General features: G+C 72.4%; 14 protein-coding genes. 7 read left to right on the top strand and 7 right to left on the bottom strand.

Features of this window, described 5'->3' with window-relative positions:
- Window position 1: 1 nt before the first annotated feature.
- The 3 genes from lepB to BLT99_RS04350 all read right to left on the bottom strand — a co-directional run bounded on the left by lepB (window position 2) and on the right by BLT99_RS04350 (window position 1916).
- Window positions 2-751, bottom strand: coding sequence for a signal peptidase I (lepB, locus tag BLT99_RS04360; RefSeq protein ID WP_092669582.1), 750 nt, complete (start codon window positions 749-751; stop codon window positions 2-4).
- Between the two features lie 78 nt (window positions 752-829).
- Window positions 830-1177, bottom strand: coding sequence for a 50S ribosomal protein L19 (gene rplS, locus BLT99_RS04355; protein ID WP_092669580.1), 348 nt, complete (start codon window positions 1175-1177; stop codon window positions 830-832).
- Window positions 1178-1388: 211 nt separating this feature from the next.
- Complete coding sequence (locus tag BLT99_RS04350) at window positions 1389-1916, bottom strand: hypothetical protein (protein WP_092669578.1); 528 nt, start codon at window positions 1914-1916, stop codon at window positions 1389-1391.
- A gap of 86 nt (window positions 1917-2002) precedes the next feature.
- On the opposite strand from BLT99_RS04350, the gene map reads away from it, so the two are divergent.
- The gene (gene map, locus BLT99_RS04345) at window positions 2003-2770 is read left to right on the top strand and encodes a type I methionyl aminopeptidase (RefSeq protein ID WP_092675606.1); all 768 of its coding nucleotides are present in this window, start codon (window positions 2003-2005) and stop codon (window positions 2768-2770) included.
- Between the two features lie 28 nt (window positions 2771-2798).
- Here map and nirD read toward each other — a convergent pair whose 3' ends face one another.
- A complete protein-coding gene (nirD, locus tag BLT99_RS04340; RefSeq protein WP_092669576.1) occupies window positions 2799-3149 on the bottom strand; it encodes a nitrite reductase small subunit NirD in 351 nt (116 codons plus the stop codon).
- A gap of 204 nt (window positions 3150-3353) precedes the next feature.
- Here nirD and nirB point away from each other — a divergent pair, with 204 nt between their 5' ends.
- The 6 genes from nirB (at window position 3354) to BLT99_RS04310 (ending at window position 13152) form a co-directional block, all read left to right on the top strand.
- The gene (gene nirB / locus BLT99_RS04335) at window positions 3354-5963 is read left to right on the top strand and encodes a nitrite reductase large subunit NirB (protein WP_092669574.1); all 2610 of its coding nucleotides are present in this window, start codon (window positions 3354-3356) and stop codon (window positions 5961-5963) included.
- Window positions 5960-6736 (top strand): uroporphyrinogen-III C-methyltransferase, encoded by a 777-nt coding sequence (cobA, locus tag BLT99_RS04330; RefSeq protein WP_092669572.1) that lies wholly within the window; start codon window positions 5960-5962, stop codon window positions 6734-6736. The genes nirB and cobA overlap by 4 nt, the downstream gene beginning before the upstream one ends.
- Window positions 6733-7863 (top strand): uroporphyrinogen-III synthase, encoded by a 1131-nt coding sequence (locus tag BLT99_RS04325; protein WP_092669570.1) that lies wholly within the window; start codon window positions 6733-6735, stop codon window positions 7861-7863. The genes cobA and BLT99_RS04325 overlap by 4 nt, the downstream gene beginning before the upstream one ends.
- A 143-nt stretch (window positions 7864-8006) precedes the next feature.
- The gene (locus BLT99_RS04320; RefSeq protein WP_092669568.1) at window positions 8007-9419 is read left to right on the top strand and encodes an MFS transporter; all 1413 of its coding nucleotides are present in this window, start codon (window positions 8007-8009) and stop codon (window positions 9417-9419) included.
- Between the two features lie 11 nt (window positions 9420-9430).
- Window positions 9431-11545, top strand: coding sequence for a molybdopterin oxidoreductase family protein (locus BLT99_RS04315; protein ID WP_092669566.1), 2115 nt, complete (start codon window positions 9431-9433; stop codon window positions 11543-11545).
- Complete coding sequence (locus BLT99_RS04310) at window positions 11542-13152, top strand: NAD(P)/FAD-dependent oxidoreductase (protein WP_092669564.1); 1611 nt, start codon at window positions 11542-11544, stop codon at window positions 13150-13152. The genes BLT99_RS04315 and BLT99_RS04310 overlap by 4 nt, the downstream gene beginning before the upstream one ends.
- A gap of 21 nt (window positions 13153-13173) precedes the next feature.
- On the opposite strand, the gene BLT99_RS04305 is transcribed toward BLT99_RS04310, so the two are convergent.
- The 3 genes from BLT99_RS04305 to rimM all read right to left on the bottom strand — a co-directional run bounded on the left by BLT99_RS04305 (window position 13174) and on the right by rimM (window position 15371).
- On the bottom strand, window positions 13174-13866 hold the full coding sequence (locus BLT99_RS04305) for a sirohydrochlorin chelatase (RefSeq protein ID WP_229724669.1): 693 nt from the start codon (window positions 13864-13866) through the stop codon (window positions 13174-13176).
- A 179-nt stretch (window positions 13867-14045) separates the two neighbouring features.
- A complete protein-coding gene (trmD, locus tag BLT99_RS04300) occupies window positions 14046-14756 on the bottom strand; it encodes a tRNA (guanosine(37)-N1)-methyltransferase TrmD (protein WP_092669560.1) in 711 nt (236 codons plus the stop codon).
- Between the two features lie 9 nt (window positions 14757-14765).
- Window positions 14766-15371 carry a ribosome maturation factor RimM gene (gene rimM, locus BLT99_RS04295; RefSeq protein ID WP_092669558.1) on the bottom strand — a complete coding sequence of 202 codons (606 nt, stop codon included), beginning with the start codon at window positions 15369-15371 and terminating at the stop codon, window positions 14766-14768.
- Between the last annotated feature and the right edge of the window lies 1 nt (window position 15372).

Genomic DNA, 15372 nt, shown 5'->3' with positions numbered 1-15372 from the left:
GTCACTCGGCTCCCTCGTCGACTCCGGCGAACACCTGCGGGTAGTTGTCGAGCCAGGTCCAGTGCGAGACGGGCCAGCTCACGACGACCGCGCGACCGACGACGTTCTCCATCGGCACGAAGCCCTTCAGCGGCGTCTCGGTGTTGTAGCGCGAGTCCTTCGAGTTGTAGCGGTTGTCGCCCATGACCCAGAGCGAGTCGTCGGGCACCGTGACATCGAAGTCGTCGCGGGAGACCTTGCTCTCGCCCGGCGGCAGCGCGACGTACGGCTCGTCGAGCGGCACGCCGTTGACGCTCATCTGCCCGAGCGCGTTGCAGCACACCACGTGGTCGCCGGGAAGGCCGATGACGCGCTTGACGAGGTGGTCGTTCGAGTCGGGGGCCGACAGCCCGACGAACGCGAGGAACCAGTCGACCGCGGCGACGAGGGGCGGCTGCGACTCCTCGGCGCGCGCGGGGAGCCATCCGCCCGGGTCCTTGAACACGACCACGTCGCCGTGCTCGATCGGCATGACCTCGGGCGTGAGCTGGTTGACGATGATCCGGTCGTCCTGCACGAGGGTCATCTCCATCGACTGCGACGGGATGAAGAACGACCTGATGAGGAAGGTCTTGATGAGGAACGACACCAGCACCGCGACGAGGAAGATCACCACCAGGTCGCGCAGGAACAGCAGTGTGCTCCGGCGGCGCGATGACGGCGTCCCGGAGTCGGCGCGTTCGTCGCGCGCGGTGCGTGTGTCTTCAGTCATGAAACGGCTCGAGCTCCCCGCCCCAGTCTAGGGGCGAGGAGCTCGTGCGGATGACGCGGTGCGATCGGGAAACGCCGATCAGTTCTCGCGCTTCTCCTTGATCTTGGCCTTCTTGCCGCGCAGCTCGCGGAGGTAGTACAGCTTGGCGCGACGGACGTCACCGCGGGTGACGACCTCGATGCGGTCGATGACCGGCGAGTGCACCGGGAACTTGCGCTCGACGCCGACCTGGAAGCTGATCTTGCGGACCGTGAAGGTCTCGCGCACGCCCTCGCCCTGGCGGCCGATGACGACGCCCTGGAAGACCTGGATGCGCGAGCGGCTGCCTTCGATGATGTTGACGTGCACCTTGACGGTGTCGCCGGGGCGGAAGTCCGGGATGTCGGAGCGGAGGCTCGCGGCGTCGACGTGGTCGAGGATGTGCATGATGGTTCGCTCTCTGCGCCCGCAACCGGTCGAACGCGGATCTGGATGGGAAAGTGTCTGGTGCCGCTTCGCGCGATTCCTCGCGGCGTGCGAGCCCCCCGGAGGCAGGGCCGTGCGGCGGCACGATCGTCCATTCTGCCAGATGGCAGGGCCTGCGGCCAAAAGCGGGTTGACGGATGGCGCGGTGCCGGCCGAGCCCGGTCGGCGGGCTTCAGTCGCGCCGCTGCTCCCAGCTGCGTTCCTCGCGGATCACGATGACCTCGCCGGCATCCTCGGGACGCCGCGTCTCGGCTCGCCCGGGGATGCCCGAACCCGGCGCCGCGCCACCCGTCGCGGCGAGTCGCTCGTACTCGGCCATGGTCGCTCGGACGCGGCGCGCGCCGTCGCTCAGCAGCCGCCAGATCGCGTACCAGAACGCGCCGATCGCACCGACCATCGCGAGGATCGCGAACGTGATGCCGGCGTCGCCGTAGAACCCCGCGCCGACGATGAGCAGGTGCCACACACCGAGGACCGCGACATCCGCCCAGTCGACGGCCCTGTCGCGTCGCACGTCGGGACGGGCCGCGATGAGCAGCGCCACGACCCCGAGCGTGATGAAGGCGATGGGCGTGGCGAACATGAGCCCGATGACGCCCCAGCCGCTCGAGCCGAAGATCGCGTAGCCGATGAGCAGCCACACGGGAAGCACGATCGCGGCGGCGAACTGCCACCGGTAGAACCCGCGTCGGATCAGCATGCCGCCAGCGTACCGAGGGCACCTGCGCGCGCGCCGGGTGTTCACTCAGGGCGGAGCCGACAGAATGGTCCACGGAGAGGATGAGCGTGATCGAACTGAGGACCCCTGCCGAGATCGAGCAGATGCGCCCCGCAGGCCGTTTCGTGGCGAGCGTGCTGGACGCCACGTCGAAGGCGGCCGCCGTGGGCGTGAACCTGCTCGAACTCGATGCGCTCGCGCACGAGATGATCCGCTCGGCGGGCGCTGAGAGCTGCTACATCGACTACCATCCCTCGTTCGGCGCGAGCCCGTTCGGCAAGGTGCTGTGCACCTCGGTGAACGACGCGGTCCTGCACGGCCTCCCCCGCGACTACCGGCTGAAGGACGGCGACCTGCTGAGCCTCGACTTCGCCGCCTCGGTCGACGGCTGGGTCGCCGACTCCGCCGTCTCGGTGGTCGTGGGGACGCCGCGCGATGAGGACCTGCGCCTCATCGACACGACGCAGCGCGCGCTCGAGGCGGGCATCGCGGCCGCGCGGCCGGGCAACCGCATCGGCGACATCTCGCGCGCGATCGCCGACGTGGCCAAGGCCGAGGGCCTCTCGATCAACACCGACTTCGGCGGCCACGGCGTCGGCCGCACCATGCACGGCGAGCCGCACGTGCCGAACAACGGCCGGCCCGGTCGTGGCATGCCGCTCAAGCCGGGCCTGGTGATCGCGATCGAGCCGTGGTTCCTCCACACGACCGACCGCATCTTCACCGACCCCGACGGCTGGACCCTCCGCAGCGCGGACGGCTCACGCGGCGCGCACTCCGAGCACACCGTCGCGATCACCGACGGCGACCCGATCGTGCTCACGAAGCGCGGCTGAGCCGGCCGGGGCTCGGCGCCGCGTCGCGTCATCCGTCGAGTTCGACCTCGATCATCCCGCCGACCACGCGCGTGCGATAGGTCCGCAGCGACAGGGTCGGATCGGTGAAGCACTCGCCCGTGCCGAGGTCGTACACCTCCTTGTGGAGGGGTGACGCGATGGTCGGACGGTCGCCGCGCGACCCGACGATGCCGCGCGCCATGACCGGTGCTCCCGTGTGCGGGTCGCGATGGTCGACCGCGTAGACCTCGTCGGCGGCGACGCGCACGAGCGCGACCCGTCGGGCGTCGAGCAGCGCGACCTCGCCCCATCCGGGTTCGAGGTCGGTCGCGGCGCACGCGCGCTGCCAAGTGGTCGTGATCTCGATGGTGGACGTCATCTCGGCTCCTCCGGCTCGGTGCCTCCGACGCTAGGCCCGCCGTGTTACCCGAGCCCCATCGCGCGTGTTTCGCGGCGGTGAAACCGTCCTCACACGGCCGTCCTCGGCTCGTAAGGTCCCGGAGCGGTTGCGTTACGACCACGAAACAGGGCCGAAACGCCCCCGCCCTACGCTCGCCGTCAACTCGAGCCGGGGAGGCCAGCCATGAACGAGACCGCGAACGCCGCGTCCGCCACGCGACACGTCGTCGTCGTCGGCGGCGGCCCGGCGGCGCACCGCCTGGCCGACAGCCTGCACGCGCGCGACACCGAGCGACGGCTGCGCGTGACCGTGGTCGGCGAGGAGCGCTGGGCGCCCTACGACCGGGTCGCGCTCAGCACGCGCCTGGCGGACGGCGGGACCGATCTGAGCCTGCCGGCGACGCCGTGGGACGACGGCCATGTTCGCCTGCTCACCGGCGAGCGCGTCGTCGCGGTCAGCCGCGCGACGGGCACGGCGACGACGGATTCGGGCCTGGAGCTCCGCTGGGACGAGCTCGTCCTCGCGACCGGGTCCAGCGCGCCGGTGCCCGAGATCCCCGGATCCGAGCACGCTCGCGTCTACCGCACCATCGACGACGTCGACGCGCTCGTCGCCGAGACACGTGAGCTGGCCGAACGTCTCGGCCGCGCGCCGCGCGCCGTCGTCGCGGGCGGCGGACTGCTCGGCCTCGAAGCGGCGGGCGGTCTCGCCGACCTCGGCGCCGACGCGGCGATCGTGCACTCGGGCAAGTGGCTCATGTCGGCCCAGCTCGACGAGGGCGCCGGACGCGCGCTCGGCCGCATCATCGCGGGCACGGGCATCGAACTGCACCTCGGGATCCGCCCCGCGAAGGTGCTCACCAGCAGCGGCGGCGTCGTGGGGGTGGAGCTCAACGACGGCCGCCGCGTCGACGCCGATCTCGTCGTGTTCGCGATCGGGATCGCGCCGCGCGACGAGCTGGCTCGAGCGATGGGGCTCGAGCTCGGCCCGCGCGGCGGCGTCGCCGTCGACACGGCGTGCGCGGCATCCGTGCCGAACGTCTGGGCCATCGGCGAGGTCGCGAGCGTCGAGGGCCGCTGCACGGGCCTCGTCGCGCCGGCGAACGCCATGGCCGAGGTGGTCGCCGATCGGCTTCTCGGCGGTGCGGCGGAGTTCACCACCGTCGACGACGCGACCAAGCTCAAGCTCGCCGGCGTGGATGTCGCGAGCTTCGGCGACGCGCTCGCGCGCACCGAGCAGGCGCTCGAGATCGTCTATGCCGACCCCGCGCGCGGGCTGTACCAGAAGCTCGTGATGACGGATGACGCGAAGACGCTGCTGGGCGGGATCTTCGTGGGCGACGCCTCGCCGTACGCGTCGCTGCGGCCGCTGCTCGGCACCGAGCTCTCGGGCGAGCCGGCAGCCTATCTCTCCGCATCGGGCATGGAGGCGCCGGGCGGCGACGAGCTCCCTGCGGCCGCGCTCGTCTGCGCGTGCAACAACGTCCCCGCCGGCGCCATCCGCGACGCGGTGACCGGGCCGCACGGCGGCCACGACGCGAGCTGCACCGAGCTGGGTGCGCTCAAGACGTGCACGCGCGCCGGCACCCAGTGCGGCTCGTGCGTGCCGCTCGTGAAGAAGCTGCTGGAAGCCGAGCTGAAGAAGTCGGGCCAGGCCGTCTCACGCGCGCTGTGCGAGCACTTCGCGATCTCGCGCCAGGAGCTGTTCGAGTCCATCCGGGTGCTCGAGCTCACCTCGTTCGAGGAGATCGTCGCGCGGCTCGGCACCGGACGGGGCTGCGACGTCTGCAAGCCCGTCGTCGCATCGATCCTCGCCGCCCAGCACGGCGCGTACATCCTCGACGGCGGTCGCGGCGGCCTCCAGGACACCAACGACCGCGCGATGGCGAACATGCAGAAGGACGGGACCTACTCGGTGGTCCCACGCATCCCGGCCGGCGAGATCACGCCGCAGAAGCTCGCGGTCATCGCGCAGGTCGCGACGGACTTCGGCCTCTACACGAAGATCACGGGCGGCCAGCGCATCGACCTGTTCGGCGCCCGCCTCGAGCAGCTGCCCGACATCTGGAGGCGGCTCGTCGACGCCGGATTCGAGTCGGGCCAGGCGTACGGCAAGGCGCTGCGCAACGTGAAGAGCTGCGTCGGGTCGACCTGGTGCCGCTACGGCGTGCAGGACTCGGTCGGCATGGCGATCCGCCTCGAGCTGCGCTACCGGGGCCTGCGCTCGCCGCACAAGCTGAAGTTCGGCGTCTCGGGCTGCGCGCGCGAGTGCGCCGAGGCGCGGGGCAAGGACGTCGGCGTGATCGCCACCGACCAGGGCTGGAACCTGTACGTCGGAGGGAACGGCGGCTTCCAGCCGGCGCACGCGCAGCTGCTGGCCGGGGACCTCGACGATGCGACGCTTCTCCGGTACATCGACCGCTACATCATGTACTACATCCGCACGGCCGACCGGCTGCAGCGGACCGCCCGCTGGATCGAGGACATCGAGGGCGGGCTGGCGCACGTGCGCGACGTCGTGGTGCACGACTCGCTCGGCCTCGCCGACGAGCTCGAAGCCGCGATGTCCAAGCACGTCGACACCTACGAGGACGAGTGGGCGGCCACGCTCGCCGACCCCGACCGGCTCAGACGATTCCGGTCCTTCGTGAACGCGCCGGAGGCCGCCGACACCCCGCTCGCGCGCATCGAGGAACGCGGGCAGCTGCGCCCGGCCACGGCCGAGGAGATCGCCCGCGGCGACGCGGTGCTGGTCGCCGGGCCCACCATTCCGGTGCGCGGGGCCGACGCATGACGGGCCGCGTCACGCTCGTCGGCGGCGGACCCGGCCGCGAGGACCTGCTGACCATCGCCGCCGTTCGGGCGCTCGGCGCCGCCGACGTCGTGCTCTACGACCGGCTCGCCCCGCACGCCAGGCTCGCCGAACTCGCTCCCGACGCCGAGCTCGTCGACGTCGGCAAGCGACCCGGGCATCACGCCATCCCGCAGCAGGAGATCGAGGCGCTGCTCGTCGGCCACGCGCTCGCGGGCCGGCACGCGGTCCGCCTCAAGGGCGGCGACCCCTACGTGCTCGGACGCGGCAGCGAGGAGGTGCTCGCCTGCCACCGCGCGGGGGTTCCCGTCGAGGTCGTCCCCGGCGTGACGAGCGCCGTCGCGGTCCCCGGCGCCGCCGGCATCCCGCTCACCCACCGCGGCGTCAGCCACCTGTTCACGGTCGTCTCAGGGCACGCGCCGCTCACCGACGACGAGCTGCGGCACCTCGCAGGCCTCGGCGGCACGATCGTCGTGCTCATGGGCGTGAACACGCTGCCGATGCTGACTGCCGGCCTCGCCCGGCACGGCATGCGCGCATCGATGCCCGTCGCGATCATCGAACGCGGCTTCCGCCGCGATCAGCGGACGACCCTCGCCGACCTCGGCGGCATCGTGACCCTCGCGGGCGTCGCGCGCGTGACCTCGCCGGCGGTCATCGTCGTGGGCGAGGTCGTTCGCCTTGCACACGACGGCGACCAGGACGCGAGCGTATTGATGGAACGCGCGGCCGGCCTTGCGGCGGTGGCCACATGACCGACCAGGCGGAGTGCGCGATCGGGTTCCGCCCCGACCAACTGCAGGGGTTCCGGATCGGCGTCACGAGCGACCGGCGATCCGGGGACCTCATCGACGCGTTCGTGCGCCGCGGCGCGCAGGTCCTGCACGCGCCGACCATCCGCATGGCGAACGCGAGCTCCGACGAGCCCGTCATCGCCGACACGCGCGCGATCATCGAGGCCCGCCCCGACGTCCTGCTCGCGACGACCGCCTACGGCGTCCGCCGGTGGTTCGAGGTCGCGGATGCCGCGGGGCTGGGCGACGACCTGCTCGACGCGCTGCACGAGACGGCGATCCTGGTCCGCGGCCCGAAGGCACGCGGCGGCATCCGGGCCGCGGGGCTCGACGACGTCGGCATGAGCGCGGAGGAGACGACCGAGTCGCTCATCGACGAGGTGCTCGCGAACCATCCGCGGGGACTCACCGTCGCGGTGCAGCTCCACGGCTACCTTCCGCCGGAGGCGCTCGACCGTCTGCGCGATGCGCACGACACGGTGCTCACGGTGGAGCCGTACCGGTGGATCGACCCCGACTTCACGGACGAGCGCGTGGACCGCCTGATCGAGGCCGCCTGCACGGGCGGCCTCGACTGCATCACGTTCACGAGCGCGCCGGCCGTCCACGCACTGCTCGGGGCCGCCGAGGCGCGAGGCCGCCACGACGACCTCATCGACGCGATGCGCGGGCCGGTCGTCGCGGCGGCGGTGGGTCCGGTCACTGCCGCGCCGCTGCTCACCGCCGGGATCGACGCGCTGCAGCCCGATCGCTTCCGGATGGGCGCGATGATCCGGCAGGTCTGCGAGCACCTCGAGACCGAGCGGATCGTCAGGCTCCAGACCCAGCTCGGTCCGCTCGCGCTGCGCGGCTCGGCCGTCGACCTCGGCGGACGCCGCGTCGAGCTCGCCCCGCTCGGCCTCGCGATCCTGCGCACGCTCGTGCAGGCGCGTGGCACCGTCGTCTCCCGGGACCGGCTCGCGGCGAGCATGCCGGGCACGACCGACGAGCACGCGCTCGAGGTCGCGCTGAGCCGGCTGCGTCAGACCCTCGGCGTGCCGGGGCTGATCGCCACGGTCGTCAAGCGCGGGTACCGGATCGATGTGTGACCACCGCCTCACACAGCCCACCTCCGAGGGTGAGCAAGTGGGAACGCAGGGTTCACAGCCCGCGCCATCCAGGGAAACACGGCGTCGATAGCGTCGGCGACACCACCTCGAATCCTCGAGACCGAGACCTCCCGGAGGCACCGATGACCGACACCATCCAGGCTCCCCCGCCCGCCGCGACGGATGCCGCGACCCGCACCGCGAGCGCGACCGACGAGGGACTCCTCACGACCCGGCCCGGCCGCTGGATCCACGGCTGGGACGCCGAGAACACCACCCAGTGGGAGCGCGAGGGCCGACGTATCGCCCGCCGCAACCTGAACTGGTCGATCTTCGCCGAGTTCCTCGGCTTCGTCGTCTGGCAGCTCTGGAGCATCGTGGCCGTGGCACTGCCCGCCGCCGGGTTCCAGCTCTCGACCGGCGAGCTGTTCTGGCTCATCTCGATCCCGAGCCTCGTGGGCGCGACGCTCCGCATCCCCTACTCGTTCCTCGTGCCGATCTTCGGCGGCCGCAACTGGACGATCATCTCGGCCGGCCTGCTGCTCGCCCCGACGATCGCCCTCGCGATCTGCGTGTCGAATCCCGAGACGCCGTTCGGCGTCCTCCTCGCGGCCGCCGCGCTCGCGGGCTTCGGGGGCGGGAACTTCGCGAGCTCGATGTCGAACATCACGTACTTCTACCCGCAGCGGGAGAAGGGCTGGGCGCTCGGATTGAACGCCGCCGGCGGCAACCTCGGCGCGTCGGTCGCGCAGTTCACGGTGCCGATCGTCATCACGATCGGCGCCGGCGCGACGCTGAACCTGCCGTTGGCCGGGCTCGTCTGGATCCCGCTCATCGTCGTGGCGATGTTCGGAGCGTGGCGGTACATGGACAACCTGTCCAACGCCAAGGCCGACCTCTCGGGTTCGGCCGCGGCGCTCAAGGAGCCGCACCTCTGGCTGCTGTCACTGCTCTACATCGGCACGTTCGGCTCGTTCATCGGCTTCGCGAGCGTGTTCCCCAAGCTCATCGCCGACCAGTTCCCCGAGTTCTCGGCCATCCACGTGCTCGGTGCGACCGTGTCGCTCGCGTTCCTCGGTGCACTCGTGGGCTCCCTCGCACGCCCGTACGGCGGCCGGCTCTCCGACCGCTTCGGCGGTGCGCGCATCACGATGATCGCGTTCGCCGCGATGGCCGGCATCACGGCGGCGGTACTCGCGACCCTGCCGCTCGGCAGTTTCTGGCTGTTCCTGGGCCTGTTCCTGATGCTGTTCGCCACAGCCGGAATCGGCAACGGCTCGACCTACCGGATGGTGCCGATCGTGTTCGCGATGCGGTCGGGGCGCGGCGCGGGCGACGTGTCGACGCAGCGCAAGGCCGCCGCCGCGCTCGGCCTCATCTCGGCGATCGGCGCGTACGGCGGCTTCCTGATCCCGCAGGCGCTGAACCTGTCGTTCCAGACGACCGGGAACTACGCGGGCGCGTTCCTCGGCTTCATCGCCGGGTACGTGGTGCTGCTCGCCCTCACGTGGGCGGTGTACGTCCGCCCCCGCCACCTCCGCGAGCACAAGATCTGAATCGAGCACGCATGACCGACGGCCCCGTCCCCACGCACTGCCCGTACTGCGCCCTGCAGTGCGCGATGACCCTCACGACGACGGATGTCGCGGACGCCGCGACCACACCCGTGACGGTCGCCGGCCGCGACTTCCCCACGAATCGCGGCGGGCTCTGCAAGAAGGGCTGGACGTCGGCGGAGCTGCTCCGAGCACCGTCTCGCCTCGGCGCCCCGCTCGTGCGGGGCGCCGATGGCGCGCTCCGGCAGGCGAGCTGGGACGAGGCCCTCGACCTCGTCGCGGCCCGGCTGCGCGACATCCGCTCGGAGCACGGCGCCGACGCGGTCGGCGTCTTCGGCGGCGGCGGACTCACGAACGAGAAGGCGTACCTGCTGGGCAAGTTCGCCCGGCTGGCGCTCGGCACGAGCCGGATCGACTACAACGGCCGGTACTGCATGTCGTCGGCCGCCGCCGCGGGCAACCGCGCGTTCGGCGTCGACCGCGGGCTGCCGTTCCCGCTGGCCGACCTCGACGACGCCGAGACGATCCTGCTGCTGGGCACCAACGTCGCCGAGACCATGCCGCCGTTCATCGGCCACCTCGCGGGCGCGCAGGCCGCGGGCGGGCTCGTCGTCGTCGACCCGCGGCGCACCGCGACCGCGAAGCTGACGGACGACGGCAAGGGGCTGCACGTGCAGCCGGCACCCGGCACCGACCTCGCGCTGCTGCTCGGCATCACGCACGTGGTGATCGCCGAGCGACTGATCGACGAGGCGTACGTCGCCGCGCGCACCACCGGGTTCGAATCCGTGCGACGCAGCGTCGCCTCGTGGTGGCCCGAGCGCGTGCAGGCCGTCACCGGGGTCGCCGCGCCGACCGTCCGGCGCCTCGCGCGTCGCCTGGCGGCCGGCGGCAACACGTACATCCTCACGGGCCGGGGCGTCGAGCAGCACGTCGACGGCACCGACACGGCGACGGCGGCCATCAACCTCGCACTGCTCCTCGGCCTGCCCGGGCGGCTCGGCAGCGGCTACGGCACGCTGACGGGCCAGGGCAACGGGCAGGGCGGGCGCGAGCACGGCCAGAAGTGCGACCAGCTCCCCGGCTACCGCAAGATCACCGATCCCGACGCCCGCGCGCACGTCGCCCGGGTGTGGGGCGTCGATCCGGCGGAGATCCCCGGCCCGGGGGTACCGGCCATCGAACTGCTCGGCTCGCTCGGCCAGCCCGGCGGCGTGCGAGCGCTCATGGTGCACGGCTCCAACCTCGTCGTCTCGTCGCCCAATGCGGCAGCGGTGCGCCGCGGGGTCGAGGCGCTCGACCTGCTCGTGGTGTGCGACTTCGTGCTCTCGGAGACCGCGGCGATGGCCGACGTCGTGCTGCCGGTGCTGCAGTGGGCCGAGGAGGAGGGGACGATGACGAACCTCGAGGGTCGCGTCATCCGTCGGCGTCGTGCCCTCGCCCCGCCGCCGAGCGCGCGCGACGAGCTGTGGATCATGCACGAGCTGGCGCGGCGACTGGGCTCGACTGCGGCCTTCGACACCGACCCCGAGGCGGTGTTCGAAGAGCTCCGGCTCGCGTCCGAGGGCGGCATCGCCGACTACTCGGGAATCGACTACGCACAGCTCGACGCCGGCGAGGCGATGTACTGGCCGTACCCTCGCGGAAGCGCCGGCACTCCCCGCCTCTTCGCGGACCGCTTCGCGCACCCCGACGGGCGCGCTCGGCTCGTCGCGGTCACGGTCCGCGCCGCGGCGCATCGCTCCGCGGCCCGGGGTGAGCTCACGCTCGTGACCGGCCGTCTGCTCGAGCACTACCAGAGCGGCGCGCAGACCCGACGGGTGCCCGAACTGCTCGAGGCACAGCCCGAACTGCGCGCGTCGCTGCATCCGGCCACCGCGGCCCGCCTCGGCATCGCCGACGGCGACCCCGTCGAGCTCGCGAACGGTCGCGGCACAGTGCGCGGCCGAGCACGGGTCACCACCGACATCCGGCCCGACGCGGTGTTCCTGCCGTTCCACTACGGCGACGATCAGGCGGCCAACCTGCTCACCTCCGACGCGGTCGATCCGATCTCGTCGATGCCCGAGTTCAAGACCAACCTCGTGCGCGTCACGAGCCTCGCGGAAGCCGGAGCCCCCGCATGACCGAACCGCTCAGGATCGTCCTCATCGGCTACGGGCCGGTCGGCGCCCGCTTCGTCGAGGAGCTGCTGCCCGAGGTCGCGGCCCGTCGCATCGTGGTCACGGTCGTCGGCGGCGAGCACGCGGAGGCGTACAACCGCGTGCTCGTGGCCGACTACGCGGTCGGCAACACCGAGCTGGACGCGATGCTCGTGGGCGACCGCGAGGCCGCACAAGCCGCCGGGGCGCGCGTGCTCCTCGGCGTGGCGGCGACCTCGATCGACCGCTCGGCGCGCGTCGTACGGTGCTCGAACGGCGAGGCGCTCCCCTACGACCGCGTGGTGCTCGCGACGGGCTCGCGGGCGAACGTGCCGACGCTCGACGGGGTCGAGCGGCACCGCCGAGACCTCGCGTCGCTCGAGAAGCACGCGTCGACGCTCGTGGCTCGCGACGACGCGCTCCCCGCGGGCATCACCGCGCTCCGCGACCTCGATGACGCGCAGCGCGTGCTCGAGGCGGTGCGCGGCCGCCGTCGCGTCATCGTACTCGGCGCAGGCGTGCTCGGGCTCGAGCTCGCCCTCGCGGCGCAGCACGCCGGAGCGCAGGTGTGCGTCGTGCACCACGGCCCGATCCCGATGCCGCGCAACCTCGACCGCGGGAGCGGACAGGTGCTGCGTGCGGCGCTGCGACGCACCGGCATCACGGTCATCGCCCACAGCCGAGCCGAAGCCGTCGGATTCCGCACCGACGAGGACGGCACTCGTCGGTTCGACATGCTCGTGACGGCCGACGGCAAGCAGCTCCGCGGCGACCTCCTCGTGCTCTCGTGCGGCGTGAGCCCGCGCAACGAGCTCGCCACGCTCGCGGGGCTGCGAACCGCCACGGGCGTCGTGGTCGGCCCCGACCTGCGGAGCTGGACCGACCCGGACGTGTACGCGATCGGCGACTGCGCGCAGGTCGTCGAGCGCACCGACGAGACCGCCGGACGGCGCGACCTCCCGGGCGCACCATCCGGCCTCATCGGACCGGGCTGGCGCCAGGCCTCGTGGCTCGCGGCCGCCCTGGCCGCCGAGGTGGCTGGCATCGGCACCGAGGCGGCGCTGCCCACCGAGCGCGAGCCGATCGTGATGCTCAAGGCCGAGCACGTCGACGTGGTGGCCGTCGGCGACGTCAGCGCAGATCCGTGGGACGACGACGCGCTCGCTCCGCGGCGGCGTGTCGCCCAGTGGGCCGACCCCGAGCACCTGCGCTACGTGAAGATGGTCACCGAGGACGGCGTCCTCACGGGGTTCGCGAGCGTCGGGATGCCGCGCACCGCGGCCGAGCTCACGCTGCTGTTCGAGCGGGGCGGCGAACTGCCCGCCGACCGGTCGTTGCTGCTCAGATTCGACGGGCCGGACTACGACCCCGCCGGGGACGCGGACGCCTTCGCACCCGAGACCACGGTGTGCTGGTGCAACGGCGTCACGGTCGGTCGCATCGAGGAGTCCGCCGCGTGCGGGCACGGGACCGTCGAGTGCGTCGGCCGCGACACCCGTGCCGGGACCGGGTGCGGCGGCTGCCGCGGCCGCATCGCGGAGGTGCTGGCGCGCACCGCGCAAGCGGACGGCGCGCCATCCCTCACCGCCTGAGCGTCTCGGGCGGGAGCGCCCTCAGGCGCGCTCGCGCCGCTCGTGCCCGACCGCGGCGTAGCGATCGATCACGAGGTCGACGAGCGCACGCGGCGCGGGCTCGTCGGGCAGCAGCAGCGGGTCGGCGATCACGTCGGCCCCGGAAGTCGTGGCCTGGTCGTAGAAGGTTCCCGGTGCGAGCAGGTACGGGCCGACGACCACGCGCGAACCCGGGTGCACCTCGCGGATCATCTCGATCGCGTCGGGCAGCCGCGGGATCGCCGCCGCGATGAACCCTGCGGTCACCGAGCGCCCGAGCCGCTGGCCCAGCCGCCGCGCCGTCTCGAAGCACTCGCGGACCGCGCGCGGATCGTTCGATCCGGCGGCGGCCAGGAGGACCGTGTCGCCGTCGGCGAGGCCGAGCTCGTCGAGTCGCTGCGCGAGCACCTCGACGAGGCGCTCGTCGGGTCCGAGCTCGGCGGCGAGCCGCGCGGAGCCGCCGATGCGGTCGAGTCCCAGCGAGAGCCCGGTGCGCACGTGGAAGCCCGCGGAGAGCACGAGCGGCACGATCACGGCATCCGGCTCGGCCGCCGCCTCGAGGGCTGAGCTGACGTCGACGTTGCTCGCATCCACGAACGTGATCGACACGCCCAGGTCGGGGCGGGCGGAGGCGACACCGTCGGCGAGGCGGATCACCGCCTCGCGGTTCGCGGTGGACGGCGTGCCGTGGGTCACGGCGACGAGACGGAGCGGGGGAAGTCCGGCGCGCTCCGGCGATCCTCCGGATCCACCCGTCCGTCCCATGACCCGACCCGCGCTTCCCGGCGGGATCCGGTGTCAGCCGCCGGTTTCGACGCTATTCAGGGCGTGTTTCACGGAACCGACCCGAGTGTTTCCGGCGCGTGAAGAGTCCCTCACTCGGGCGACGCGGACGCGTCATCGGCAAGGAGCTCGGGTCGCACGCGTCGCGTGCGCTCGACCTGCTGCTCGCGACGCCATTCGGCCACGCGGCCGTGGTGGCCGGAGAGCAGCACCGGCGGCACCTCGAGCCCGCGCCACACGGCGGGCTTGGTGTAGCTGGGGTATTCGAGCAGGCCGTCCTCGTGGGACTCCTCGACGAGGCTCTCGGGGTTGCCGACGACCCCGGGCACGAGCCGGCCCGCGGCCTCGATCATCGCCATCACGGCGACCTCGCCGCCGTTCAGCACGTAGTCGCCGAGGCTGATGGGGCGCACGCGCATGCGCGCGGCGTAGTGGTCGACCACGCGCTGGTCGATGCCCTCGTAGCGGCCGCACGCGAAGACCAGGTGCTCCTCGGCGGCGAGCTCGCGCGCGGTCTGCTGCGTGAAGGGCTCACCCGCCGGAGACGGCACCACGAGCAGCGCGTCGGACGGGCCGTCGCCGACGATCGCGTCGAGGGCCTCGCCCCAGGGCTCGGGCTTCATGACCATGCCGGCGCCACCGCCGTAGGGCGTATCGTCGACGGTGCGGTGCCGGTCGTGCGCGAAGTCGCGCAGGTCATGCGTGCGCACGTCGATCAGGCCGGTCTGCCGCGCCTTGCCGAGCAGCGACAGGTCGAGCACGTCGAAGAACGACGGGAAGATCGTGACGATGTCGATCCGCACGATCGGCTCCTAGTCGGCGTCGGGCCGGTCGTCGGATGCCTCGGCGTCGCCGCCGTCGGCGGGTTCGGGCTCGTCGGGCAGCTCCTCGAACAGGCCCGGCGGCGGGGTGACCGTGACGGTGCCCGCCTCGAGGTCGACGGCCGGAACGATGGCCGAGACGAACGGGACCATGACCTCACCGCGACCGGTCTTCACGACGAGGAGGTCCTGGGCGGGCAGGTGGTCGACGTGGGCGACCTCGCCGACCCGCTCGCCGTCGCGGATGACGGCCAGGCCGACGAGCTGGTGGTCGTACCAGGCATCCGGCTCCTGGTCCTCGTCGGCCGGCTGGTCGACCCAGAGGATGGCCTTGACGAGGGCCTCGGCCGCCGTGCGGTCGTCGACGCCCTCGAAGAACCCGACCGGATGGCCGTTGTACCAGCGCAGTTCGCGGAGGGTGAGGTGCTTGCCGTGCCACGGTGACGATTCGGGCACCTGGAGCGAGAACTCGGCGCCCGGCACGAAGCGGCGCTCGGGATCGTCGGTGTACAGCTCGAGCTTGATGGCGCCCTTGAGCCCGTGCGCCTTGGTCAGCCGGCCGACGCGGAGCTGCTGCGGGCGGTTCGCCGCGGCCACG

The organism is Agromyces flavus (assembly GCF_900104685.1).
In the GTDB taxonomy this organism is placed as follows: Bacteria; Actinomycetota; Actinomycetes; order Actinomycetales; family Microbacteriaceae; genus Agromyces; species Agromyces flavus.
This window is presented reverse-complemented; position numbering and strand designations above follow the sequence as displayed.

What these genes read in the sequence shown, in the direction of transcription:
- lepB (WP_092669582.1), bottom strand. Translation starts at nt 751, where the DNA reads ATGACTGAAGACACACGCACCGCGCGCGACGAACGCGCCGACTCCGGG.
- rplS (WP_092669580.1), bottom strand. Translation starts at nt 1,177, where the DNA reads ATGCACATCCTCGACCACGTCGACGCCGCGAGCCTCCGCTCCGACATC.
- BLT99_RS04350 (WP_092669578.1), bottom strand. Translation starts at nt 1,916, where the DNA reads ATGCTGATCCGACGCGGGTTCTACCGGTGGCAGTTCGCCGCCGCGATC.
- nirD (WP_092669576.1), bottom strand. Translation starts at nt 3,149, where the DNA reads ATGACGTCCACCATCGAGATCACGACCACTTGGCAGCGCGCGTGCGCC.
- nirB (WP_092669574.1), top strand. Translation starts at nt 3,354, where the DNA reads ATGAACGAGACCGCGAACGCCGCGTCCGCCACGCGACACGTCGTCGTC.
- cobA (WP_092669572.1), top strand. Translation starts at nt 5,960, where the DNA reads ATGACGGGCCGCGTCACGCTCGTCGGCGGCGGACCCGGCCGCGAGGAC.
- BLT99_RS04325 (WP_092669570.1), top strand. Translation starts at nt 6,733, where the DNA reads ATGACCGACCAGGCGGAGTGCGCGATCGGGTTCCGCCCCGACCAACTG.
- BLT99_RS04320 (WP_092669568.1), top strand. Translation starts at nt 8,007, where the DNA reads ATGACCGACACCATCCAGGCTCCCCCGCCCGCCGCGACGGATGCCGCG.
- BLT99_RS04315 (WP_092669566.1), top strand. Translation starts at nt 9,431, where the DNA reads ATGACCGACGGCCCCGTCCCCACGCACTGCCCGTACTGCGCCCTGCAG.
- BLT99_RS04310 (WP_092669564.1), top strand. Translation starts at nt 11,542, where the DNA reads ATGACCGAACCGCTCAGGATCGTCCTCATCGGCTACGGGCCGGTCGGC.